Source organism: Pedobacter panaciterrae (genome assembly GCF_013204795.1).
GTDB classification, from domain to species: Bacteria; Bacteroidota; Bacteroidia; order Sphingobacteriales; family Sphingobacteriaceae; genus Pedobacter; species Pedobacter panaciterrae.
This window is the reverse complement of sequence record NZ_JABMKW010000008.1, coordinates 827,752-847,309: the sequence shown is the minus strand read 5'-3', so window position 1 is coordinate 847,309 and position 19,558 is coordinate 827,752. Positions and strand designations below refer to the sequence as shown.

Below are 19,558 nucleotides of genomic sequence, written 5' to 3'. Positions count from 1 at the left end.
AGACCTCCGCTCCAGTTCACTCTGGCATACCAAGGGCGGCTCAAACGTCCTTGGTTCTTGGTGTCCTAATTTTTCATTAGTAATTACACATCTTACTCCTTTCTTTAGCTTTAGTTATATAAAATTTATTGGCTACTACTGACAATGATATTTCGGTTGGTAACCTGAAAACGGACACCCCCAAGTTCCTGTAGGTTTGCAAGGAGCTCAGACAGGTTTGCATTTCTGGAGAAAGTACCTCCAAACCGGTCATTCCCTAAGCGATTGTTATAGGTAATATCTACATTATACCAACGGCTGATAGTCTTCATCACACTTTTAATATCCTGGTTGTCAAACAAAAAATAACCGTTTTTCCAGGCAATTGCCTGATCGGTTTTGACATAAGCGATTTCAATATCTTTTCCGCTTTCTTTAAGATTCGATTGCTGACCGGGTAGCAGCATTTTGGCTTGACCGGTGGACAACTTACTAATACGAACACTGCCCTGCAATAAGGTGGTGGCAATATCAGCATCCCCTGGATATCCTTTTACGTTAAAATGAGTCCCCAATACACTTACCAACTGATCTCCGGTTTGTACCTTAAAAGGCTGTCGCTTATTATGAGCTACCTCAAAGTAAGCCTCTCCGGTTAAACGTACCTGACGATCTTTCCCATTAGAAGTAATTGGAAAGTAAAGTGTAGATTCAGAATTCATCCAAACATTAGTTCCATCAGGCAGCTTTACCTTATACTGCCCTCCTCTTGGTACATATAAGGTATGATAGGCCATTTTATCTGATGTAACTACCGGATTTTTTTCATTATGGTAGACCAAACTTCCGCTATCCGTTTTAGTAATCAAAACCCCATTCTTGTGGAAAATCGCTCCATTATTACTTTCATCAAGAATAATTTTTGTTCCATCAGCGAGTGTTAGCACTGCTTTGTTCTTTCCTGGCGGTATCGGAACCTGCGCTAGTTCAGCAGGAATCTCTGAGCGGCCGGGGAAAAACTTGTAAAACAAAAGTCCTGTACCAAGCAAAATCAAAATCGCGGCGGCTGATACTTTCCACGACCAGCTAGACAGCTGATGTCTCTTTTGTATATTTTTCCTTTTGTTAAAATTACGATACAACTCTTCTGTCAACTGCTCCTCACCTCCTGCCTGGTTAATCCAATGCTCAATCTGCCCATTGCCAGCACCTAATTTTTCGTACCAGTCATTAAGTTCCTCCAACTCCTCCTCAGTACAGCTGGAAGCCTGATATCGTTCAAATAAATATTGTAACCTTTCGCTATCCATAAATGATCTATCGGGGTGTGCTTATAATGGTAAGACGTACGAAAATTATCCAACCGTTATCCCTTCTTTATTTTTTTTTAGATTCATGTATCACTTGGCTGATTTACCCAATGACAGGGCAGGATAGTAAAGGACAGTTATGATAATTATGTTGCTTATTTTCGTATTAATGGATACAGGCATCTTTCGCCTGCACTGATAATTAATTTTTGAGGATTTTCGTTGACCAAATATAGAGTTATGCCTGTGGAGCTTAGTGATGCAGAATTGATATTGCTATGGCAGAATGGAGCGGATAATGCTTTTGAAGTGCTATACAAAAGGTATGCTGTCGGTTTGCTGTCGGCTGCATTGAGCAAAACCCGGAGCAGAGAGTTATCTGAGGAAATTATTCAGGAAACTTTTTTGACATTATTTACCAGGAAAAAAACGGCCAATCAAATTATCAACCTTTCTGCATTTCTGTATACCATTGTTAAACATAAGATCATAGATCATTACCGAAGAGAAAAACTGTTAAAAAGGTATGAGGAACATAGCTCTCATATTTTTACAGAAACAGACAATTCCACTTTACAGACAATTGAATCCAAAGAACTGGAACAACAGCTGATATTTCAGATAGAAAAGCTCCCGTTAAGATGCAGAAGCGTTTTTAACCTTAGCCGCAACCATCATCTCACGAACAAAGAAATCGCTTCAGAGTTGCATATTTCCGAAAACACCGTTGAACAGCACATGCGAAAGGCACTGAGACTTCTTCGAAGTTATTTCTTTGGTCACACAGAAAGAATTATCATTTTTTGCCTATTTGTACTCTCTCTTTTTTAGCTTTTAAATCTGTAAACGTATTTCAGTATAGGACAGGGGCACCCGCTTAGCTATTGCTCACGAGATTGGTTCGCAGTTACGTCGCATCATCTTCGGGGTTGATTCGGTTGCAACCGAACGAACCCCGAAGATGATCCTGAGCAATTGTTAAGCAATTGCGAAAGCAATAGCTTAACATACTTTCTCAGGGTTTATCTTTTATAGTCGTCAATAAACCCTTAAGCATTTTCACTTTATCTGGATATTTGGCAGCAAGATTATTTTTCTCTGCCTCATCAGTTTTCAGGTTATACAGCTGCGCCTCTTTTAAACTGCCCATTTCTATGCCCACCAGCTTGTTATAGGCTGGCCCATCACCAGGCTCAATATACTTCCAGCCATCTTTTACTATCGAAAGCGTATTTGCATGTTCTATCAAGACAGACCTTCCCTTTTTAGATTGACCAAGAAATACATCAATGGTATTTTCGCTGTCAGGTGCATCTCCTGCGGGTATCGGCTGGCCGAGCAGTGCTGAGAATGAGGCTAATAAATCAATCTGGCTTACAGTAGCTGCAGAAACCTGTTGTGGCTTTATTTTTCCTGGCCAGCTTACAATAAATGGCACTCTGGTTCCAGCTTCCAATATGCTGTATTTCCCACCCCTAAAAGCACCTGTAGGTGTATGGCCATTTAGTTTGGTCACTGCTTCGTCCTCATAACCATCATCCAGGACGGGGCCATTATCACTTGAAAAAATAATCATGGTATTTTTGTCCAGTCCAGCTTCCTTTAACTGTTTAATAATCTCTCCCACGGTCCAGTCCAACTGTAAAATAGCGTCTCCGCGTAAACCTAAACCACTTTTACCACGAAACATTGTTGCAGGCATCCGTGGTACATGAGGCTCGGTTAAAGCAAAATATAAAAAGAAGGGATCTTTTTGATTTTTTTGAATAAAATCCTTGGCCTTGATTAAAAAGGTTGAAGAAACCTCCTCATCCACCCAGCGTGCAAGTTTTCCTCCACTCATGTAACCAATACGGCCAATCCCGTTCACAATCGTATTGTTATGGCCCTGCCCTGGCGAAGATTGCAATTTTAACAACTCCGGATGTTCTTTACCCGTTGGCTCATCACCCACTTTCTCTACATAATTAACACTTATCGGATCTTTAGGATCCAATGCAACCACATTATGATTTTCCAGGAAAACAGTAGGGACACGATCGGCTGTAGCCGGAAAGATAAAGGAATAACCAAAACCAACCTCATTTGGTCCAGGCTTAATTTCATTATTCCAATCTTTCGCAACGGCATCACCAAGTCCCAGATGCCATTTACCCACAATACCAGTTTGGTAGCCTGCTTTTTTAAAGAGATTAGGTAAGGTAGTTTTATCGGTAGGTATAATTAATGCGGCATCTCCCGGCAAAATGCCAGTTCCTTTTTTACGCCATGGATACTCACCGGTCATTAAAGCATAACGTGAAGGTGTGCATGTGGCCGAAGTACAATGTCCATCAGTAAAACGGATACCAGATGCAGCAAGTTTATCTAAATTTGGTGTCTTTATTCGGGTAGCACCATAACAACTCAAATCGCCGTAGCCAAGGTCATCAGCATATATATAGATAACATTTGGCTTCTCTCCTCTTTGGGCAAAACTTAAATTAGCCATGAGGGACAATAGAATAACTAATATTTTTTTCATTTTTATTATTTTAGGTCGGGGTTGATAGCACGCTTATACTTTCCCCCCGCCCAAATTACAAAATATTAGATAACGTTCTTTACATCAATAAATCTAGAATTGATATTTAATGTTTCTTTTTCCAGCGCTGAAAAATGTTTAAGCGGGTTAACCATTAGATAAGAAGGCCTTTCTAGGGCGTCTCCAAGGCTTTGATAGGGTAATTAGCCCTACTAAGACCCTAGCAAGGCCCTATAAACGCCCTATCAACGCCCTATCAACACACAAATGTCGGAAGTCTTGTCACGTCCTGATATGGCTATAAGACAAACCCATATATAGGCTTTGATGCTAGAAAGAGTAATCAATCCCATGCAATCCTACTTCAAATAATGACTTTTATCATTTTTTTTAGTGATCTTTTGTTGTGGAATCCATTGACTCCTTGCCTTAAATTCGCCATAACAAATTAAGACATGAGCACTTCAACTCTTTCTACAACACACTATTCAAACGACGAGATCTATGATAGCCAGCTATCTCCTAGAATGAAGAAGCTCTCCCGTATTCATTGGAGCCCTGTGGATGTAATTATGGCCTCCGCAGCCTTTCTCAGTGATAAACCAAATAGCAAGATCATTGATATTGGCAGTGGTATCGGAAAATTTTGTATTACTGCTGCCCAGCGTTATCCAGATTGTGATTTCTATGGTATTGAACAACGAAGGGATCTCCATGAAATTGCGCTGATGTCCAGGAAAAACAGTCCTTCTGAACTCAATATACACTTCATGCATGGTAATTTCACTGAGCTCGATTTCAGTAATTATAATGGCCTGTACTTTTTCAATTCCTTTGCTGAAAACCTGTACACCTATGGACGAATTGATAATTCTATACAGTATTCAGCAAGTTTGTATAATTATTACGCCAATATCTTTTACAAAATACTAGATAACAAACCAAGTGGAACAAGACTGGTAACTTACCATGGAAGTGATGCAGAGATACCCGCAGATTATCAGTTAATAGAGGCGAGTTTTAACCAATATCTTAAGATGTATATCAAAGAATGACCTATTCCATTAATAAAAAGATGACAATAAATGAGATGGTAGACTCCTTGATTTACCAGATCTCAAGCATGCAAAACTATGCTCAAGTGGAATCTGTGATACTGGATATTTCCAGGATAGCGGCAGTCCATGGTTTACCCGTATCTCAATGCTTCAGTAAATTGGAAATCACTATAGAAGAACTTTCTCCAATGGATTTAACAAGTACACAATGGAGTTGCTTTCGCTATGCTCTGATTTGTCTGCGCGAAAAAGCAAGTATTTTAAGGAAATACAGGCGGTATTAAGAGCACTTTATTATGCTAACTTTGTACACATGAGTTTGGAAGGTCTTTTCCCGATTGAAAAATGGTTGTTCTCTACCCGTTCAGTCCTTAATATGCTTAATGAGCAAGATTATATCTTTTTAATAGGCAAACAGGATATTCAGAAATATAGAAAAGGTGAAATTATATTCAAGGAAGGGATGATGCCCTCCGGACTTTACTATATCCATTCAGGAAAAGTTAAAAAGTATAAAAAAGGGGCTACTGGCAAAGAGCAGATCATTTATGTGGCTAATAAGGGAGAACTAATTGGATATCATGCCATTTTATCTGAAGAACGGCATCAGGATTCAGCTGCAGTGCTTGAAGAAAGTTTAATCAGCTTTATACCAAAAGAAGATTTCTTTGAAATTCTTCAACGTAACCCACAGTTTGCTACGAGTCTATTAAAGGCATTGAGCCATGAGTTTACCGTATTCGTAAACAATATTTCAGCATTTTCCGACGCCTCAGCGGCTGAAAGACTCGCAATTGCACTGATTGTATTCAGAGAAAAATCAAAAGCCGGCCTTTCCTATGGAGAGACAATTGTAATAGATATATCCAGAAGTGATCTTGCTGGTATAGCAGGTATAGCTAAAGAAAATGTAATTAGACTATTGAAGGAGTTTAAAGCTGAGGGTATGATTAAAACACAAGGTCGGAAAATCTGGATACAGGATATTGAAAAACTCGTTCGGAGATCTAATAGAAGTTAAGCCCGGCAAAATTGACCAGGCTAATTCGCAAAAAACTATCCACCTATGCTCAGACATACAGGACAAAAAAGAACCTTTAATCATAATCTCAGACTTGCTATCTTGCTTTGTCTAAATGCAGGATTTATTAACGGTGCTGGCTTTCTGGCATTCAGAGTATTAACGACAAATGTAACAGGACATGCTGCATTATTTGCAGTTAACCTTGCTGAAGCAGATTTTAGAGCCGCAGGTATTGTTGCACTCTGGTTTTTGTTGTTTTTAACAGGAGCATTTACTTCAGGTATATGCATAGAAGCGATTGGAAGAGAAAAATCTTCAGCCTACCTACTACCTATCGGGATCATTATAGCGATATTAGCAACTGTTACCATTTCCTGCCATAGCTACAATAGTTCTCTACATGAAACTGAATATTTTGCAGGCAGTTTACTATTTGCCATGGGTATGCAGAATGCATTGGTCTCGATGATCTCTGGTTCGGTAGTGAGGACCACCCATCTTACAGGGATGTTTACTGATCTGGGGACAGATCTCTCTATCGCCGTTATTCAACCTTTGAAATTAACTGCAAGGATACAACGGCGCATCTTGCTTAGAGTGGTCATTATTACTTCCTTTCTCTTTGGTGGAGTTATGGGTACATTTTTATTCCTGCAATATCAATTTGACGCGTTTCTAATGCCCATTTTTTTTCTAATGACTGCCTTATTCTATGATTATTTCCGCTTTCACGTTATTCGTGTGATGCGTCGTTACAAATAACAATTAAACGTATGCATAAATGCAATCGATCCTAAGGGATCCAGTACGTAAATCATGAATTTACCTACAATAGTAGGTGTAGTTCTAGTCTTCAAAGAAATGAGTTCTATAATATTAACAACTGGTTAAGCTATATTAACATAGTTAGCTCTTAAAATGGAGCATATGCAATTAATTAATCACAACATTACGTTTGGGTGGCTCGGCGTGCAGTAAATGCTTTACAAAAAAATCTCTTTTTCTTCGCCTTCCGTATGCACCACCATCACTGTGCCCCATTCCAGGTATAGATAGTAATTCAAAATCTTTGTTTGCTTTGATTAAGGCATCAGCCAAGCGGTAAGTAGATTCAGGTGGCACATTTTCGTCGGCCTCGCCAACAATCAGAAACAAATCACCTTGTAATTTTGCTGCATTAGTGATATTGGACTGCTCATCGTAATGAGGGCCAACCGGATAACCCATCCATTGCTCATTCCACCATTGCTTATCTATCCTGTTATCATGACATCCGCAAGCCGATACCGCAGCTTTATAAAATTCTGGATGGAACAGCAAAGCGCCCGTTGAATTTTGCCCCCCAGCTGAAGTGCCATAAATACCCACTCTGCTGATATCTGCGTTAGGATATTTTTGTGCCATTGCCTTTATCCATAAAATACGATCCGGAAATCCTGCATCAGCCAGATTTTTCCAACATACGTCGTGAAAAGCTTTTGAGCGGTTTGCAGTACCCATACCATCCATCTGCACAACAATAAAACCCAGTTCAGCAAGGCTCTGCATTTCGCTATAAGGCGTAAAATTCTTGGGTACAAAGCTATCCTGAGGGCCTGCGTAAATATATTCAATAACGGGATACGTCTTGCTGTTGTCCATTTTCGATGGTCGCCATACTACTCCCCAAATATCTGTTTTGGCATCTCTTCCTTTAGCAACAAATACCTCAGGTAATTTAAGCCCTGCTTCTGTAAAACCAGTGGTAGTACCCCGCTCTAATTCCATGATGCTTTTGGCATCTGCAGTTCTTTTAACAACAGTTACTGGCGCAACATTGATCTGTGAATAGGTATCCACATAGTAGTTTCTGTCGGGAGAAAATACTACCCGGTGATTGCCCTGCTCAAGATTGAGTGCTATCCTATTTTTACCGTTAAAATTAACCCTGTACTGATGTAAAAAATAAGGGTCCTCTTTTTTATTCACACCACTGGCAGTAAACCATATCTCCCTTTTCTCCACGTCAACGCTATCAATATCACGTACTACAAAATCCCCCTTTGTAACCTGAAATTGTTTCCCCGTTAGTATATTTACCAGATAAATATGGCGATAACCGTCTTGCTCGCTTGTCCAAATTACTTCATTGGTTTTGGGCAAATAGCGTGTGTAAATGCGATCTTCATAAATAAAAGTTTTTGCCTTCTCATCTATAATATTCCTGGTTTTCCCCGTTTGTACATCAACTTCAATCACTCTAAAACGCTGGTGGCCACGATCTACTTTTTCATAGAGATAATACCTGTTGTCATTATTCCGCCAATGCAAAGGTTGTGGTTCAAAAAAATCGATTTGCTCTGTATCTACCTTTATTATCTTCTTAGTTGCAATATTGAAAATAAAAGGCTCGTAACTGGTGAAGGCGTCCCCCGGCTGCGCATACTCATGTGATTTTAACTGTCCTCTGGTTGTTCCTGTTACTGCGCTCAGCACATAATAAACACTATCTATCTTCTTTGGATTCACCAGGTATCCTATAACATTTTTGCTATCGGGCGACCAACTGAATTCAGCATAAGGTCTTTTTTCTGTCCCGTCCGTTGTTAACTGGGTTTCTGCTTTACTTTCGGTATCTGTTACAAAAAGATTCCCGGCCTTTAAGCTGAGAACGTTTTTTCCATCCGGGGATAAGAAGCGCGAAGGAGTCCCCTCCCATCTCGATCTTTTTCTTTGTAATGGTTTCCTTGGATCATAATTAACAAAGCTGGTATCTTTAGCTTGTTTGAAACTGTAATCGTCCAAATTAATTTCAAGCCATTTCCCATTTAACTTGAGTGTTAACAGGGTTCCCGAATTGCCAAAAATAAGCCTATCAAATTTTAGTTTTGTAGCTTCCTGCACTTTATCAAAGAACTTATTTGCTATCGTGGCAACTCTGGTATGATCAAAAGCCGGTTTATGTACACTTTCTGTTATATCAGCATAAATAAACTCCCAGTTGCGATCGGCTAAGTTTCTTTTGTACCAAAACGAGTGTCCGTCTGCGTTCCAAAATGGAATTATTTCATTATTTACGGCTACCTTTCTCAACGCACTATCCAGCTGTCCAGCCTGAGAATAGGCTCGTTCCATCTCAGCACCTGATGGACTAAAGGGTTGTAATTGATTTTGTTGAGCTTTGGAACTGAAGGCAATAACTATTAAAAAAAGATAGATACTACTAATTTTCATGTTTATTATTTTTTAATTTTCCAATCACAAAGTAAACCGGAATACCAATCAACGTGATGATCAATCCTGGCCAGGTGAAACGGGGTTTATATAGGATCAGGAGGACGCAAAAAGCTAACCCCATAATGATATAAATAAGTGGCAAAATCGGATAGCCAAAAGCCTTGTATGGACGTTCAATATCAGGGCGCTTTTTTCTGAGAATAAAAATACCTCCAATTGTAAGCATGTAAAACATCACCACAACAAAGGAGATCATATCAAGCAGATCACCATATCTGCCGCTAAGGCACCATAATGAAGCCACCAAACACTGGATCCAAAGACCAAAGGCAGGTACAGCATTTCTGTTTAAGGCACCCACTTTCTTAAAAAAAAGGCCGTCTTTAGCCATAGAATAATAAACCCTGGCGCCTGCCATAATCAATCCATTATTACATCCAAAGGTAGACACCATGATCATTAGCGCAATAATAACAGTGCCCGATGATCCGAATATAACCTGCGAGGCAGAGACAGCAACCCTGTCTTTATCTGCATGTGCCATGTCGCTGAGCGAAAGTACACCGGTATACATGATATTGGTCAAAATATATAATATGGTGACCATGACCGTACCAAGTGCAAGGCTCAACCCAACATTTCTTTTTGGATTCCTGATCTCACCCGCAACAAAGGTGACATTATGCCAGGAGTCGCTACTAAAAATAGAGCCCACCATAGCAGCGGCAATCGCACCAAAAGCAGCCATTGTAGTATAAGAGCCTACGGCCGACGATCCGGCCAGTGGTTTCAACTCCCAGGCATCTTTCCAGTTACTCTGCCAGATATCTTTTTGCAGAAAAAACAAACCGAATACAATCAAACCGAAAAGGCTCAATAGTTTGGCCATCGTAAAAACTGTTTGTATGGACTTGCCTGCATTAACACCCCGGCTGTTTACGTAAGTTAAAATAATGATAACAACTATTGCGAGCAGCTGTGCCGGCGAAACATGTAAAAACCCAAGATCAATAGCTATATGATCTTCACTAAGCTGAGGTAATAAATAAGCTGTGAACTTTGCAAAAGCCACACCAACTGCAGCAATAGTAGCGGTTTGAATAACCGTAAAAAAACTCCAGCCATATAAGAAACTTATTAATGGATTGTATGCCTCTTTTAAATACACATATTGTCCACCAGCTTTCGGAAACATAGCGCTTAATTCGCCATAACTTAAAGCTGCAGTTAGTGTCATAAACCCAGTTATCAGCCATACCACCATTAACCAACCCGAGCTCCCTACATTCCTGGTAATATCTGCACTTACAATAAATATTCCTGATCCGATCATACTGCCGGCAACCAGCATCGTGGCATCAATTAACCTGAGTGAAGATTTAAATCCGGTGGGTTCTTGTTTCATAATTTGTAGAATCTCCATTGGGTTGTAAAATCTCTTTTTAATGGCTGACCGGTTAATGTTGCCCTCACCATTTCCATCGGAATCAGGTTCTCTTTCATCACCCGTTCATGAAATTCATTATAACTCATTTTTCCGCTTTCTACGAGTTCGTTTTTTAAAGCCATCAATTGTAGCCCGCCAATCATATAGGCGACCTGATATAAAGGACTATAGCCACCTTCAAATGACCTCCTGACTTCTCCCTCTGCATTGGCAGGCTCATGACCCACCCGATTAACAAGAAAGTCGACACACTGCCCCGGAGTCCATTTACCTAAGTGATAATTTAGCGAAAATATAATCCTTGCGCAGCGATGCATCCTCCAGAACAGCATACCGATACGCTCTTCGGGGCTTTTAGCAAAACCTCTGTCATACAAAAGAAGTTCCCAATAAAGGGTCCATCCCTCAATTCCAAAGGGCGTAGTAAAAAGTTCCCTGTAATTCTTGTAGCGGCTATTCATATAATACTGCAAATGATGACCTGGGAGTAATTCATGTTGTACGGTACCTCTTGAAAAATATGGATTGTTACCACGCATACTCATCAACTTATCGCCTTCATTCATTGTATTTGTTGGATACGATACACTAATTTCTCTTCCTCCTGTAAAAAACGGATTGACCAGCTGTCTTTCAGCCGACATCATGACCATCCCCCATGTTTCCTCTGCAAGGGCAGGAATTTTAATTAAATTATGTTCCTTTATGAAATCAAGCGCTTCTTTCTGTAGTTGCACAATTAGTTCAGGCTGTTTACCGGGAGCAACAAAGCTTTCTTTGACTTTCTCCTGGGCTTTTTTCCAATCTTTTCCAAAACCCATATCCGCCGAAGCTTTTAATAACTCCTGATCACAAAATGCAAACTCTTTTTCTGCAATTTTAACGAGTTCTTCTGGTGTGTAGGGGATCATTTCTGCACTTAATTGCCTGATAAGTTCTGTTTGCCCAATTGGGGTTCCTTTTATTCCGTAGTCACTGTCCTTTTGAAGGGACTCCTTAATGGGTTTCCCAGAAAATAATGATGCATAATTAGTTAAAGCGACGGTTAATGCATCATAAGGTTTAGGCACCCACCAATCGAATAATGGATCATATCCTTTATAAAATTCGTAAAAACCTCTTAGTCTCGTTTTCAAACCAGAAATTGCTTCATTTGCAGTTCCTGATAATTTCTTATTCAATGTTGTCTCTTTTGATAAGGATGCATTTGAAGCCTCCACTACTTTCAGTATTGCCTTAAGCTTTGTGGCCACAGCCTGCCAATCCATTGCCTTCCCCCTTCGTCTTTCCTTTTCTAATGCATAGATATCCTGAGCAAAGGGAATATATTTGAGAATAGCCTGATCGTTAATTTCCGCATTCTCCAATTGACCAATTTCTTTACCGATCTCCTTTTTTAGCAACAGATAATCAACCTTACCATAAATACTAAAAGAATCAAAATCCAGATGTTCCAGCCCTTTAAGGTATTCCTTATGGACTGCAAGCAATCGCTCCCTTTGCTCAGGCGAATAATAAACATGCTCGACTTCGGGATAAGTACCTTCTATAATATATGGTGAATAGAAATCATGAATGGCTTTTACATCCCTTTGGTAAGTAATGATTGTGGTTCCCATCTCGCTGGTTTGCTCGTATAGAGCAGAGGCCATTTTTTCCTGCGCAAAAAGGGGCGATGGCAATAAACACATAATTAAGAGTCTGTATAAATGTTTTTTCATAAGCATAGTCATATTTGCCTTATTATACTGCGATAAGACCTACTCTACTTACATTATTATAGGCATCTATGTATGCACGCGGCGACTGACCTATAATACTCTTGAAAACACGATTAAAGTTTGTAATACTATTAAATCCAGCTTTATAGGCGACTCCCGAGATACAATCCGGTTTTTCACCTGATACGAGGCTTTTACATGCATCATTTATCCTCACTTCGTTTAAAAAAGAAATGAAAGTATGTCCGGTATGTTTTTTAAAGTACCTGCAAAATGCCTGTGGGGTCATATAAGCAGCATTTGCCACATCTTCAAGATCAATCTGATTGTTATAATTACGCATAATAAAATTGATAATATTACTCAACCTCATTCCCTCACGTTCTGAAAGATTTGAAGAATAAAAGTCCGAACAAAGCTCCTCGGCACTTCCCCCAATATCCAGGAGTAATTCAAACAGATTCAAAAAATTAAATAGTACATCGGTTCCAGATGCCTGATGAACTTCAAGCATCTTTGATGCAAACTGTTTCTTGTATTTCTCAGGGATTTTAAACCCATGCTTATTATTCCTCAAAAAAGAACTCGCTGCTTTTAATTCAGGTAGATTAAATAAACCAGCTAATACTCCTGAAGGATTGAAATAAATAGAACATGCCTTGATACTTTTACTTTCTTCACCCATAAAATATTCGGGGTTACTTTTAAATAAATGGGGAAGATTAGCTCCTATTAAAAAAAGATCTCCGGAACGAAATGCGTGCATGTTATTACCTGCTATCAATGTACCTTCACCACGCTCAACCCAAGTTATCTGCCACTCGTCATGCCTGTGAAGATATTGATAGAAATGAGGTAATTCAATTTGTTCAGATATCACACTCTTGTCATTCGGTACAAGTAAAGTAAATGGGAGTACTTTCATGGTCGGTTGTTTAGGTGGTGGATTAAGTTGGTTGATTAGTTGTTGAGTGTTAATATACAAATGTTAACACTTAGCTGATTACAAGCATGTTAAATTGGTTAAGATATGGTGACACATTGCTAATATACGTCAAAGTAACGCTTATTAAAAAGCACAAATCTTTTCTATTATTCACCTTATGAATACAGCCTAATAACCAGGATTCTGCTTCAAATTGGGATTTTTTGCCAACTCGTCTTGCGGTATTGGAAATAGTGTGCGTGTTTGTGCCTGTGGGTGCGGAGAATGGTTGAACCACCGCTTGGTTTGGAATACGCCGAAACGGATCAGATCCTGCCTGCGATGAGCTTCTGCTGCAAACTCCCAACCTAGTTCATCTAAAAATCGACCATAAACAATATCTGCGCCTCCATTCACCACAGATACTTTTCCATCAGGTGCCTGTAATCCATACTGATAGTTGCTACCTTTTAAAAGATCTGCGCCGGTGACTGTTGCTTTTCCCGGATTATCTTTGAAAGCACGCTTCCTGATCTCAGTTACAATTAAAGCAGCCTCATTTGATTTGCCCGTCCTTAACAGTGCTTCTGCCTTCATCATCAAAACATCTCCATATCTTAAAAATGGAAAATCGTTATCCATAGCTCCCGTGGCTTTAGGTTTAATTACATACTTACCTATTCGAAAGCCCTGGTTACTGGCTGCAACAATTCCATCAGTTCCACCCATACCAGGAACAAATTTCACGTAATTGATCATCACCTGACCAGAAGTAGGGTTTATCTGTGGGCCCTGTATCCAGGAATCTTTCATACGACTGTCATCGGCATCATAAGTATCGATAAATTGTGGTACTGCACAATTCCCACCCCATGGCTGGGCGGTCATCTGGTATACACTCTGACTTAGTGGATCAAGGGTTTTTAAATGAATCTGATTTCCTACTCCATAAATTTCATCATATGGAATGGCAAATATGATCTCTTTTGAGTTCTGGTTAGTGTAAGTAAATACATCGCTGTAATTATTATCTAACTGGTACTTATTGCTGTTTATCACATCATCGGCTTCCTTAATACATTTTTCGTATTCAGGTGTTCCCACATAGATTTCCGAATTGAGGTATATTTTAGCAAGAAGCGCCTTTGCTCCCCATTTATTCATTCTTCCATAAGTAGTGGCAGCATCTTCACTAAGCACAGGCAATACTTCATTTAATTCTTTTAATACAAATGCATACACTTCGGCCCTTGTATTTTGTTTAGGCAAAGAAACGTCCTTAAAGCTTGTAACTATTGGAACATTGCCATGATTGTCCAATAATAGATAATAAGCAAGTGCGCGCACAGCCCTAAGCTCTGCAACTGCGCTTTCTTTAATCGCTTCTAACTTGAGTGTACCTTCTTCAATCTGTGAGAGTATCATGTTGCATTTTGTGATACTCGAATAGGCATTTTGCCAGGTATTAAAGGGCTGATATTCCTGGGTAGTCCAGGTATGCTGATGCATTCGGCGATATGTTCCGGCATCATCCCAACCATTAGGGCGAACCGGTGTAATGATACAGTCGGCAGCTTCTTCCTGCAAATCAAAATATCCCTGCCATCCGCACATAACCGTTCTTAAAGAAGCGTAGGTAGGCGCCAGAATAGATGGGAGATCTTTCTCTGAGGGATTGAATTTAGATGGAAGGACTTCGGAATACACTTCCTCATCCAATTTAGTACAGGAAATGATAACGCCAGAAACTAGCGTTGCGATTATTATATATTGGAAAATTTTCTTTTTCATGATATTTATAACTTAAAATGAAACATTAAGTCCGGCAGTAAAAGTCCGTGTAGTAGGATAAGTATCCCGGTGTTCAATTCCAGGTGCAAAAGTGAAATCACCTGAATAGCTTACCCCTTCGGGATCAAGACCTTTATACTTTGTGATGGTAAATAGATTAAGTCCGGAAACATAGATTCTGAGGTTACTTATCTTTTTGATAAAATCTTTAGGTAAGGTATAACCAAGTGTGATGTTGTCAATTTTAATGTAATCGCCTTTTTCAATGTAATGGCTAACATAAACCAGGTCTGTATTGAGTTGTTTACCATATACCGGATCATATGCGGTTTTTAATACGTTATAGGCCTTGTTAACAGGGTTTTCATAATACATTCTTTGCATATTCAGTACATCGTGACCAAAGGCTCCCCTAATGTTTACCTGCAGATCAAAGTTCTTAATCTGAAAAGAGTTATTCCAGCCCATCAGGTATTTAGGAATTCCGTTCCCATAATACTGACGGTCCTCGGCAGTCGATTCTGCAATGGGTATAACTTGTCCATCCTTGTTCTCTACCAACCATTTCCCATTGTCATCTACCCCTACACTTTTAAGTACAAAGAATTGGCCAATGGGGCCACCAACTTTTACACGATGGGTTGATGACTGAATAGGCTCGCCAGTGTAACCTGCATCAAAAAATTCAGTAGTTACGTCAAACTGTTTATTAGACAAATCAACCAATTTGTTTTTATTAGTCGAATAGGTAATGTTGGTGTTCCATTTCAGCATTTTGCTGTCTACTGCTTTAATATTTAAAAGTGCTTCAAATCCTGAATTTTTCATTGTTCCCGCATTAAGGAACATGTTACCGGTTAAATATGGAGGAACAGGCACGGGGAAATTATAAAGCAGGTCTTCTACATTCCGTGTATAATAGTCGAGGGATCCGGTAACCCTGCTTTCAAATAAACCAAAGTCGACACCAACATTATATTCTTTCTTTTTCTCCCATCGCAAATCCGGATTAAAGTTTCTTGTTGGAACAAATCCCTGAACCCATTTACCATTAATAAATGCACCTTCGTTATAAGTAAAATCATAACTGCTCTGAGACATATAGGGTTCATTCGCAATTGTTCCTGTAACACCATAGCCTGCCCTTAACTTCAAGTCTGATACTACTGCAATATCCCGCATGAAATTCTCTTTGTTTACTCTCCAGCCAATAGAGGCAGCCGGGAAAGTTCCCCATTGATTGTTCACACCAAATTTTGACGATCCCTCTCTTCTTACACTTGCCATAAAAAGATATTTTTCATCCCAGTTATAAGTAAGACGTCCAAAAAAACCGGCAAGCTGCCATTTACTTTTGAAACTGGTCATTTCCGCCAGTCCTCTTTTTAATGCGGAACCAGCTTCCAATTGATTCCAGGTATATGCATCTGTAGGAAAATCAAAATTATAAGCACTGAAGTTTTCAAAAGTTGCATCTTGCCAGCTATAGCCACCAAGCAATGTAAAATTGTGGTTATTGATGCTCTTTGCATAATTAGCCGTTAACTCAATCAGGTTTTCTTTATTAGAATAAGTAGACCGTGAAGCAGTTCCGTTCAACTGACTTTTGGTTGTATTTACGTGATCGAAAGTAGTACTATTACCATTCAGATTATTGTTTTGTACATTAGAAGCTAGTATTTTTAGGCTTAGATCCTTTATCGGGCGATAGTCAAGACTTCCGCTAACCCGCATCTCCCGAAAAGTATTGTCGTTTGTTGCCTCATTAATTCTGGAAAGGGGGTTATCGTAAAAATAAACTGCTCTTTCCTGCCATTTTCCGTCCTCAGTTAAAATTCTGTCTGTAGGATTACGTATCATCGCCTGTCTGTAAGCATATCCATCGGCTCCTCCCTGAGTGGAGGATGTTGTTCGGTTGATCACCTGAATATTGGTTTTTAACTTATCATCAAACATGGCATGATTTAAATCGGCCCGAATGGTAAGTCGTTCCTGACCGGTACGCAAAAATATGCCCTCCCAGTTTCGATAGTTTACTGACCCGGTTAAGTTTGTAGTTCCGGTACCACCAAAAAAACTTATGTTATGGTTCTGACTTACCGGATTTTGTAAAATCTCATCCAGCCAATCGGTATTACTTCCAAAATCTGTATAATTCTTACCCTCGGCAATTAATCGCCTGTAATCATCAGCGGTCATCAGTTCGGGCCTTCTTGCAATTTTTTGAACGTTTACATAATTTGTATATTCAATTGTTGCCTTTGATTTACCTCGATTTTTCCGCGTAGTGATCAGGATTACACCGCCAGTTGCACGTGTTCCATATATCGCTGCAGCTGAACCATCTTTTAAGACATCTATTGATTCAATATCTTCGGGAGAAACTGTATTTAAACTTCCCGGAATTCCATCTACCAGGACTAAAGGTTCAGAAGATCCATTGATGGAATTCAACCCCCTCAGATTGATTTGTGTGCTGGCAGTGGGATCGCCAGAAGGCGTTGTAATCCTGAGCCCGGCAACTTTACCCTGAACGAGCTGTGCGGCATCTCTTACTGCTCCTTTTGTGAAATCCTCGGATTTTACCGTGGCGATGGAACTGGTTACCTCTCCTCTTTTTTGGGTACCATAACCCACTACCACAACTTCATTTAGCCCTCTGCTTTCCGGCTCCAGCTTTACATTGACTGTGTTTTGTCCATTGAGTGAAACCTCCTGAAGTTTATACCCGAGATAACTAAATACAAGCTGCGCATTGGCATTAGAAACCTTAAGGATAAAACTACCTTTATTGTCTGTACTTGACGCATTTGTTGTACCTTTTTCATTGACAGAAACACCAACCAGCGTAGTTCCGTCTGCAGAATCATAAACTGTTCCTTTTATTGTAATTGCATTTTGGGCATACAATTGACAGGGAAGAAGGAAGAGCAAAAGAAACCATAATCCATTACTACGGTGTTTGTAACACTCATTTTTTGCTTTCATACTTAAACCTAGTTTAGTTAATTGACTGATATATTTAACTCGGTTAAAGTTAGAAGCAAATAAATGAGGATAGTTTTCGTATTTTATCAGGTATCAATCCATTTTTACCCCGTTTGTGGCCTTGGATTTAAATAAGTGTTTTTTTTGGTAGCTTCTTAATTAAAAGGCGGAATCCCTGATGTCTTCAATTTCTGAAACAGTATTTGCCAGATGTTTACCCAGCATGCGGGCTCCTCCCTCCTCGATCACAAAATCATCTTCAATCCTGACACCTCCAAAATTCCGGAACTTTTCTACAGCTGGGTAGTTTATAAAATCTGAGAACAAACCTGAAGCGGTATAGCGGTCAATTAATTCTTTATTAAAATAAATCCCCGGCTCAACTGTGACCACATAACCTGGATGTAGCTCCTTGCCCATCCGCAAGGACTTTAGGCCGAACTGACTGGTATTTTTTTTCAACTTATCCGAATAACCCACATATTGTTCACCAAGATCTTCCATATCGTGAACATCAAGTCCCATCATATGCCCGGTACCACATTGAAAGAATAAAGTGTGTGCTCCAGCGGCTACTGCATCTTCGACATTCCCTTTCATTAATCCCAATGCTTTCAGACCGAGAGTTAAGCTCTTGCAAGCCTGAAAATGGATGTCAAGATACCTTGTGCCTGGCGAGAGCATTGCTGAGGCATCCCGATAAGCCTGCAATACAATTTCATAAATATCTTTTTGTTCAATGGTAAATCGTTTGGAAACGGGGAAAGTACGGGTAAGATCACTTGCATAACCACCTGCCGTTTCCACGCCCGAATCGTTAAGTACGAGTTGCCCCTCCTTTAATCGATTGCCCTGATAATGGTTGTGCAGGATCTCTCCATTTACCGTTAATATAATCGGGTAGGCCAGGTTACCTCCGGAAGCCAGGGCTGCCTGATGGATGGCTGCTGCAACTTCTCTTTCGTACATTCCAGGTCTGGTGGCCTGCATCACGTTCAGGTGTATATCTGCAGATACTGATGCTGCCTTATCTATCTCAATGAGTTCTTCCTCCGACTTCACAGACCTTTGTGAAACAACAGCTTTCACAAATTCAACCGAAGAAGCCGTATTCAATTCCTCAATATCAATCTTTAACAGGGCAGCCAGCTTGATCTCATTATCTGCACGATAAGGAGGTAAGAAATGAACACTTCTACCCCTATGTTCTGCCTGCTCAACATAACTTTTAAGTGCACCAGGTATCTGGACTTCATCTATTCCGCATTTTTCACACTTGCTCTTTAATGACTCTTGCCTTCCCATCCACACTAGTTCATCTAAAGTCATTTCTGCTCCAAAAATGATTTCCCTGTTTTCATCAATATCTATGATCGCCGAAAGCGTTGGCACATTGATTCCAAAATAATACAGGAAAGTACTATCCTGTCTAAAGTGATAAGTATTATCTCTGTAATTCATCGGGCTTTCGTTGTTGCCCATGAAAAGTAGAATCCCGTTGTTAAATTTAGATTTGAGAACTTGTCTCCTTTTAATATAGATTGATTTATTAAACATAAGATGATATTTGATTAA

The 19,558-nt window shown here is 39.7% G+C and carries 14 protein-coding genes; 5 read left to right on the top strand and 9 right to left on the bottom strand.

Features of this window, described 5'->3' with window-relative positions:
• Positions 1–125: 125 nt before the first annotated feature.
• Positions 126–1,289 carry a FecR family protein gene (locus tag HQN86_RS05850; protein ID WP_172660062.1) on the bottom strand — a complete coding sequence of 388 codons (1,164 nt, stop codon included), beginning with the start codon at positions 1,287–1,289 and terminating at the stop codon, positions 126–128.
• 240 nt (positions 1,290–1,529) lie between these two features.
• On the opposite strand from HQN86_RS05850, the gene HQN86_RS05845 reads away from it, so the two are divergent.
• Entirely contained in the window at positions 1,530–2,120 is a 591-nt protein-coding gene (locus HQN86_RS05845) for an RNA polymerase sigma factor (RefSeq protein ID WP_172660061.1), read from the top strand.
• Between the two features lie 184 nt (positions 2,121–2,304).
• Here the strand turns inward: HQN86_RS05845 and HQN86_RS05840 are convergent, their stop codons facing one another.
• Positions 2,305–3,813 carry a sulfatase family protein gene (locus HQN86_RS05840; RefSeq protein ID WP_172660060.1) on the bottom strand — a complete coding sequence of 503 codons (1,509 nt, stop codon included), beginning with the start codon at positions 3,811–3,813 and terminating at the stop codon, positions 2,305–2,307.
• A 455-nt stretch (positions 3,814–4,268) separates the two neighbouring features.
• On the opposite strand from HQN86_RS05840, the gene HQN86_RS05835 reads away from it, so the two are divergent.
• Genes HQN86_RS05835 through HQN86_RS05820 form a run of 4 tightly spaced genes read left to right on the top strand, consistent with a single transcriptional unit; the run spans position 4,269 to position 6,657 of the window.
• Entirely contained in the window at positions 4,269–4,868 is a 600-nt protein-coding gene (locus HQN86_RS05835) for a methyltransferase domain-containing protein (RefSeq protein ID WP_172660059.1), read from the top strand.
• The gene (locus HQN86_RS05830; RefSeq protein ID WP_172660058.1) at positions 4,865–5,155 is read left to right on the top strand and encodes a hypothetical protein; all 291 of its coding nucleotides are present in this window, start codon (positions 4,865–4,867) and stop codon (positions 5,153–5,155) included. Before HQN86_RS05835 ends, HQN86_RS05830 begins: the two co-directional genes overlap by 4 nt.
• Before the next feature lie 29 nt (positions 5,156–5,184).
• Entirely contained in the window at positions 5,185–5,892 is a 708-nt protein-coding gene (locus tag HQN86_RS05825) for a Crp/Fnr family transcriptional regulator (RefSeq protein ID WP_172660057.1), read from the top strand.
• 45 nt (positions 5,893–5,937) lie between these two features.
• Positions 5,938–6,657 carry a YoaK family protein gene (locus HQN86_RS05820; RefSeq protein ID WP_172660056.1) on the top strand — a complete coding sequence of 240 codons (720 nt, stop codon included), beginning with the start codon at positions 5,938–5,940 and terminating at the stop codon, positions 6,655–6,657.
• A 171-nt stretch (positions 6,658–6,828) separates the two neighbouring features.
• Here the strand turns inward: HQN86_RS05820 and HQN86_RS05815 are convergent, their stop codons facing one another.
• The 7 genes from HQN86_RS05815 to HQN86_RS05785 form a co-directional block, all read right to left on the bottom strand.
• Complete coding sequence (locus tag HQN86_RS05815) at positions 6,829–9,108, bottom strand: S9 family peptidase (protein WP_172660055.1); 2,280 nt, start codon at positions 9,106–9,108, stop codon at positions 6,829–6,831.
• Positions 9,098–10,516, bottom strand: coding sequence for an APC family permease (locus HQN86_RS05810; protein WP_172660054.1), 1,419 nt, complete (start codon positions 10,514–10,516; stop codon positions 9,098–9,100). The genes HQN86_RS05815 and HQN86_RS05810 overlap by 11 nt, the downstream gene beginning before the upstream one ends.
• A complete protein-coding gene (locus HQN86_RS05805) occupies positions 10,513–12,279 on the bottom strand; it encodes a DUF885 family protein (protein WP_172660053.1) in 1,767 nt (588 codons plus the stop codon). The genes HQN86_RS05810 and HQN86_RS05805 overlap by 4 nt, the downstream gene beginning before the upstream one ends.
• Positions 12,280–12,301: 22 nt before the next feature.
• Positions 12,302–13,204, bottom strand: a complete 903-nt coding sequence (locus HQN86_RS05800) for an AraC family transcriptional regulator (RefSeq protein WP_172660052.1) — start codon at positions 13,202–13,204, stop codon at positions 12,302–12,304.
• Between the two features lie 189 nt (positions 13,205–13,393).
• Positions 13,394–14,995: a RagB/SusD family nutrient uptake outer membrane protein gene (locus HQN86_RS05795; RefSeq protein WP_172660051.1), complete on the bottom strand. Its 1,602-nt coding sequence runs from the start codon at positions 14,993–14,995 to the stop codon at positions 13,394–13,396.
• 12 nt (positions 14,996–15,007) lie between these two features.
• Positions 15,008–17,983 carry a SusC/RagA family TonB-linked outer membrane protein gene (locus HQN86_RS05790; protein WP_172660050.1) on the bottom strand — a complete coding sequence of 992 codons (2,976 nt, stop codon included), beginning with the start codon at positions 17,981–17,983 and terminating at the stop codon, positions 15,008–15,010.
• A 159-nt stretch (positions 17,984–18,142) separates the two neighbouring features.
• Positions 18,143–19,540 carry an aminopeptidase P family protein gene (locus HQN86_RS05785; RefSeq protein WP_172660049.1) on the bottom strand — a complete coding sequence of 466 codons (1,398 nt, stop codon included), beginning with the start codon at positions 19,538–19,540 and terminating at the stop codon, positions 18,143–18,145.
• Positions 19,541–19,558: the final 18 nt, after the last annotated feature.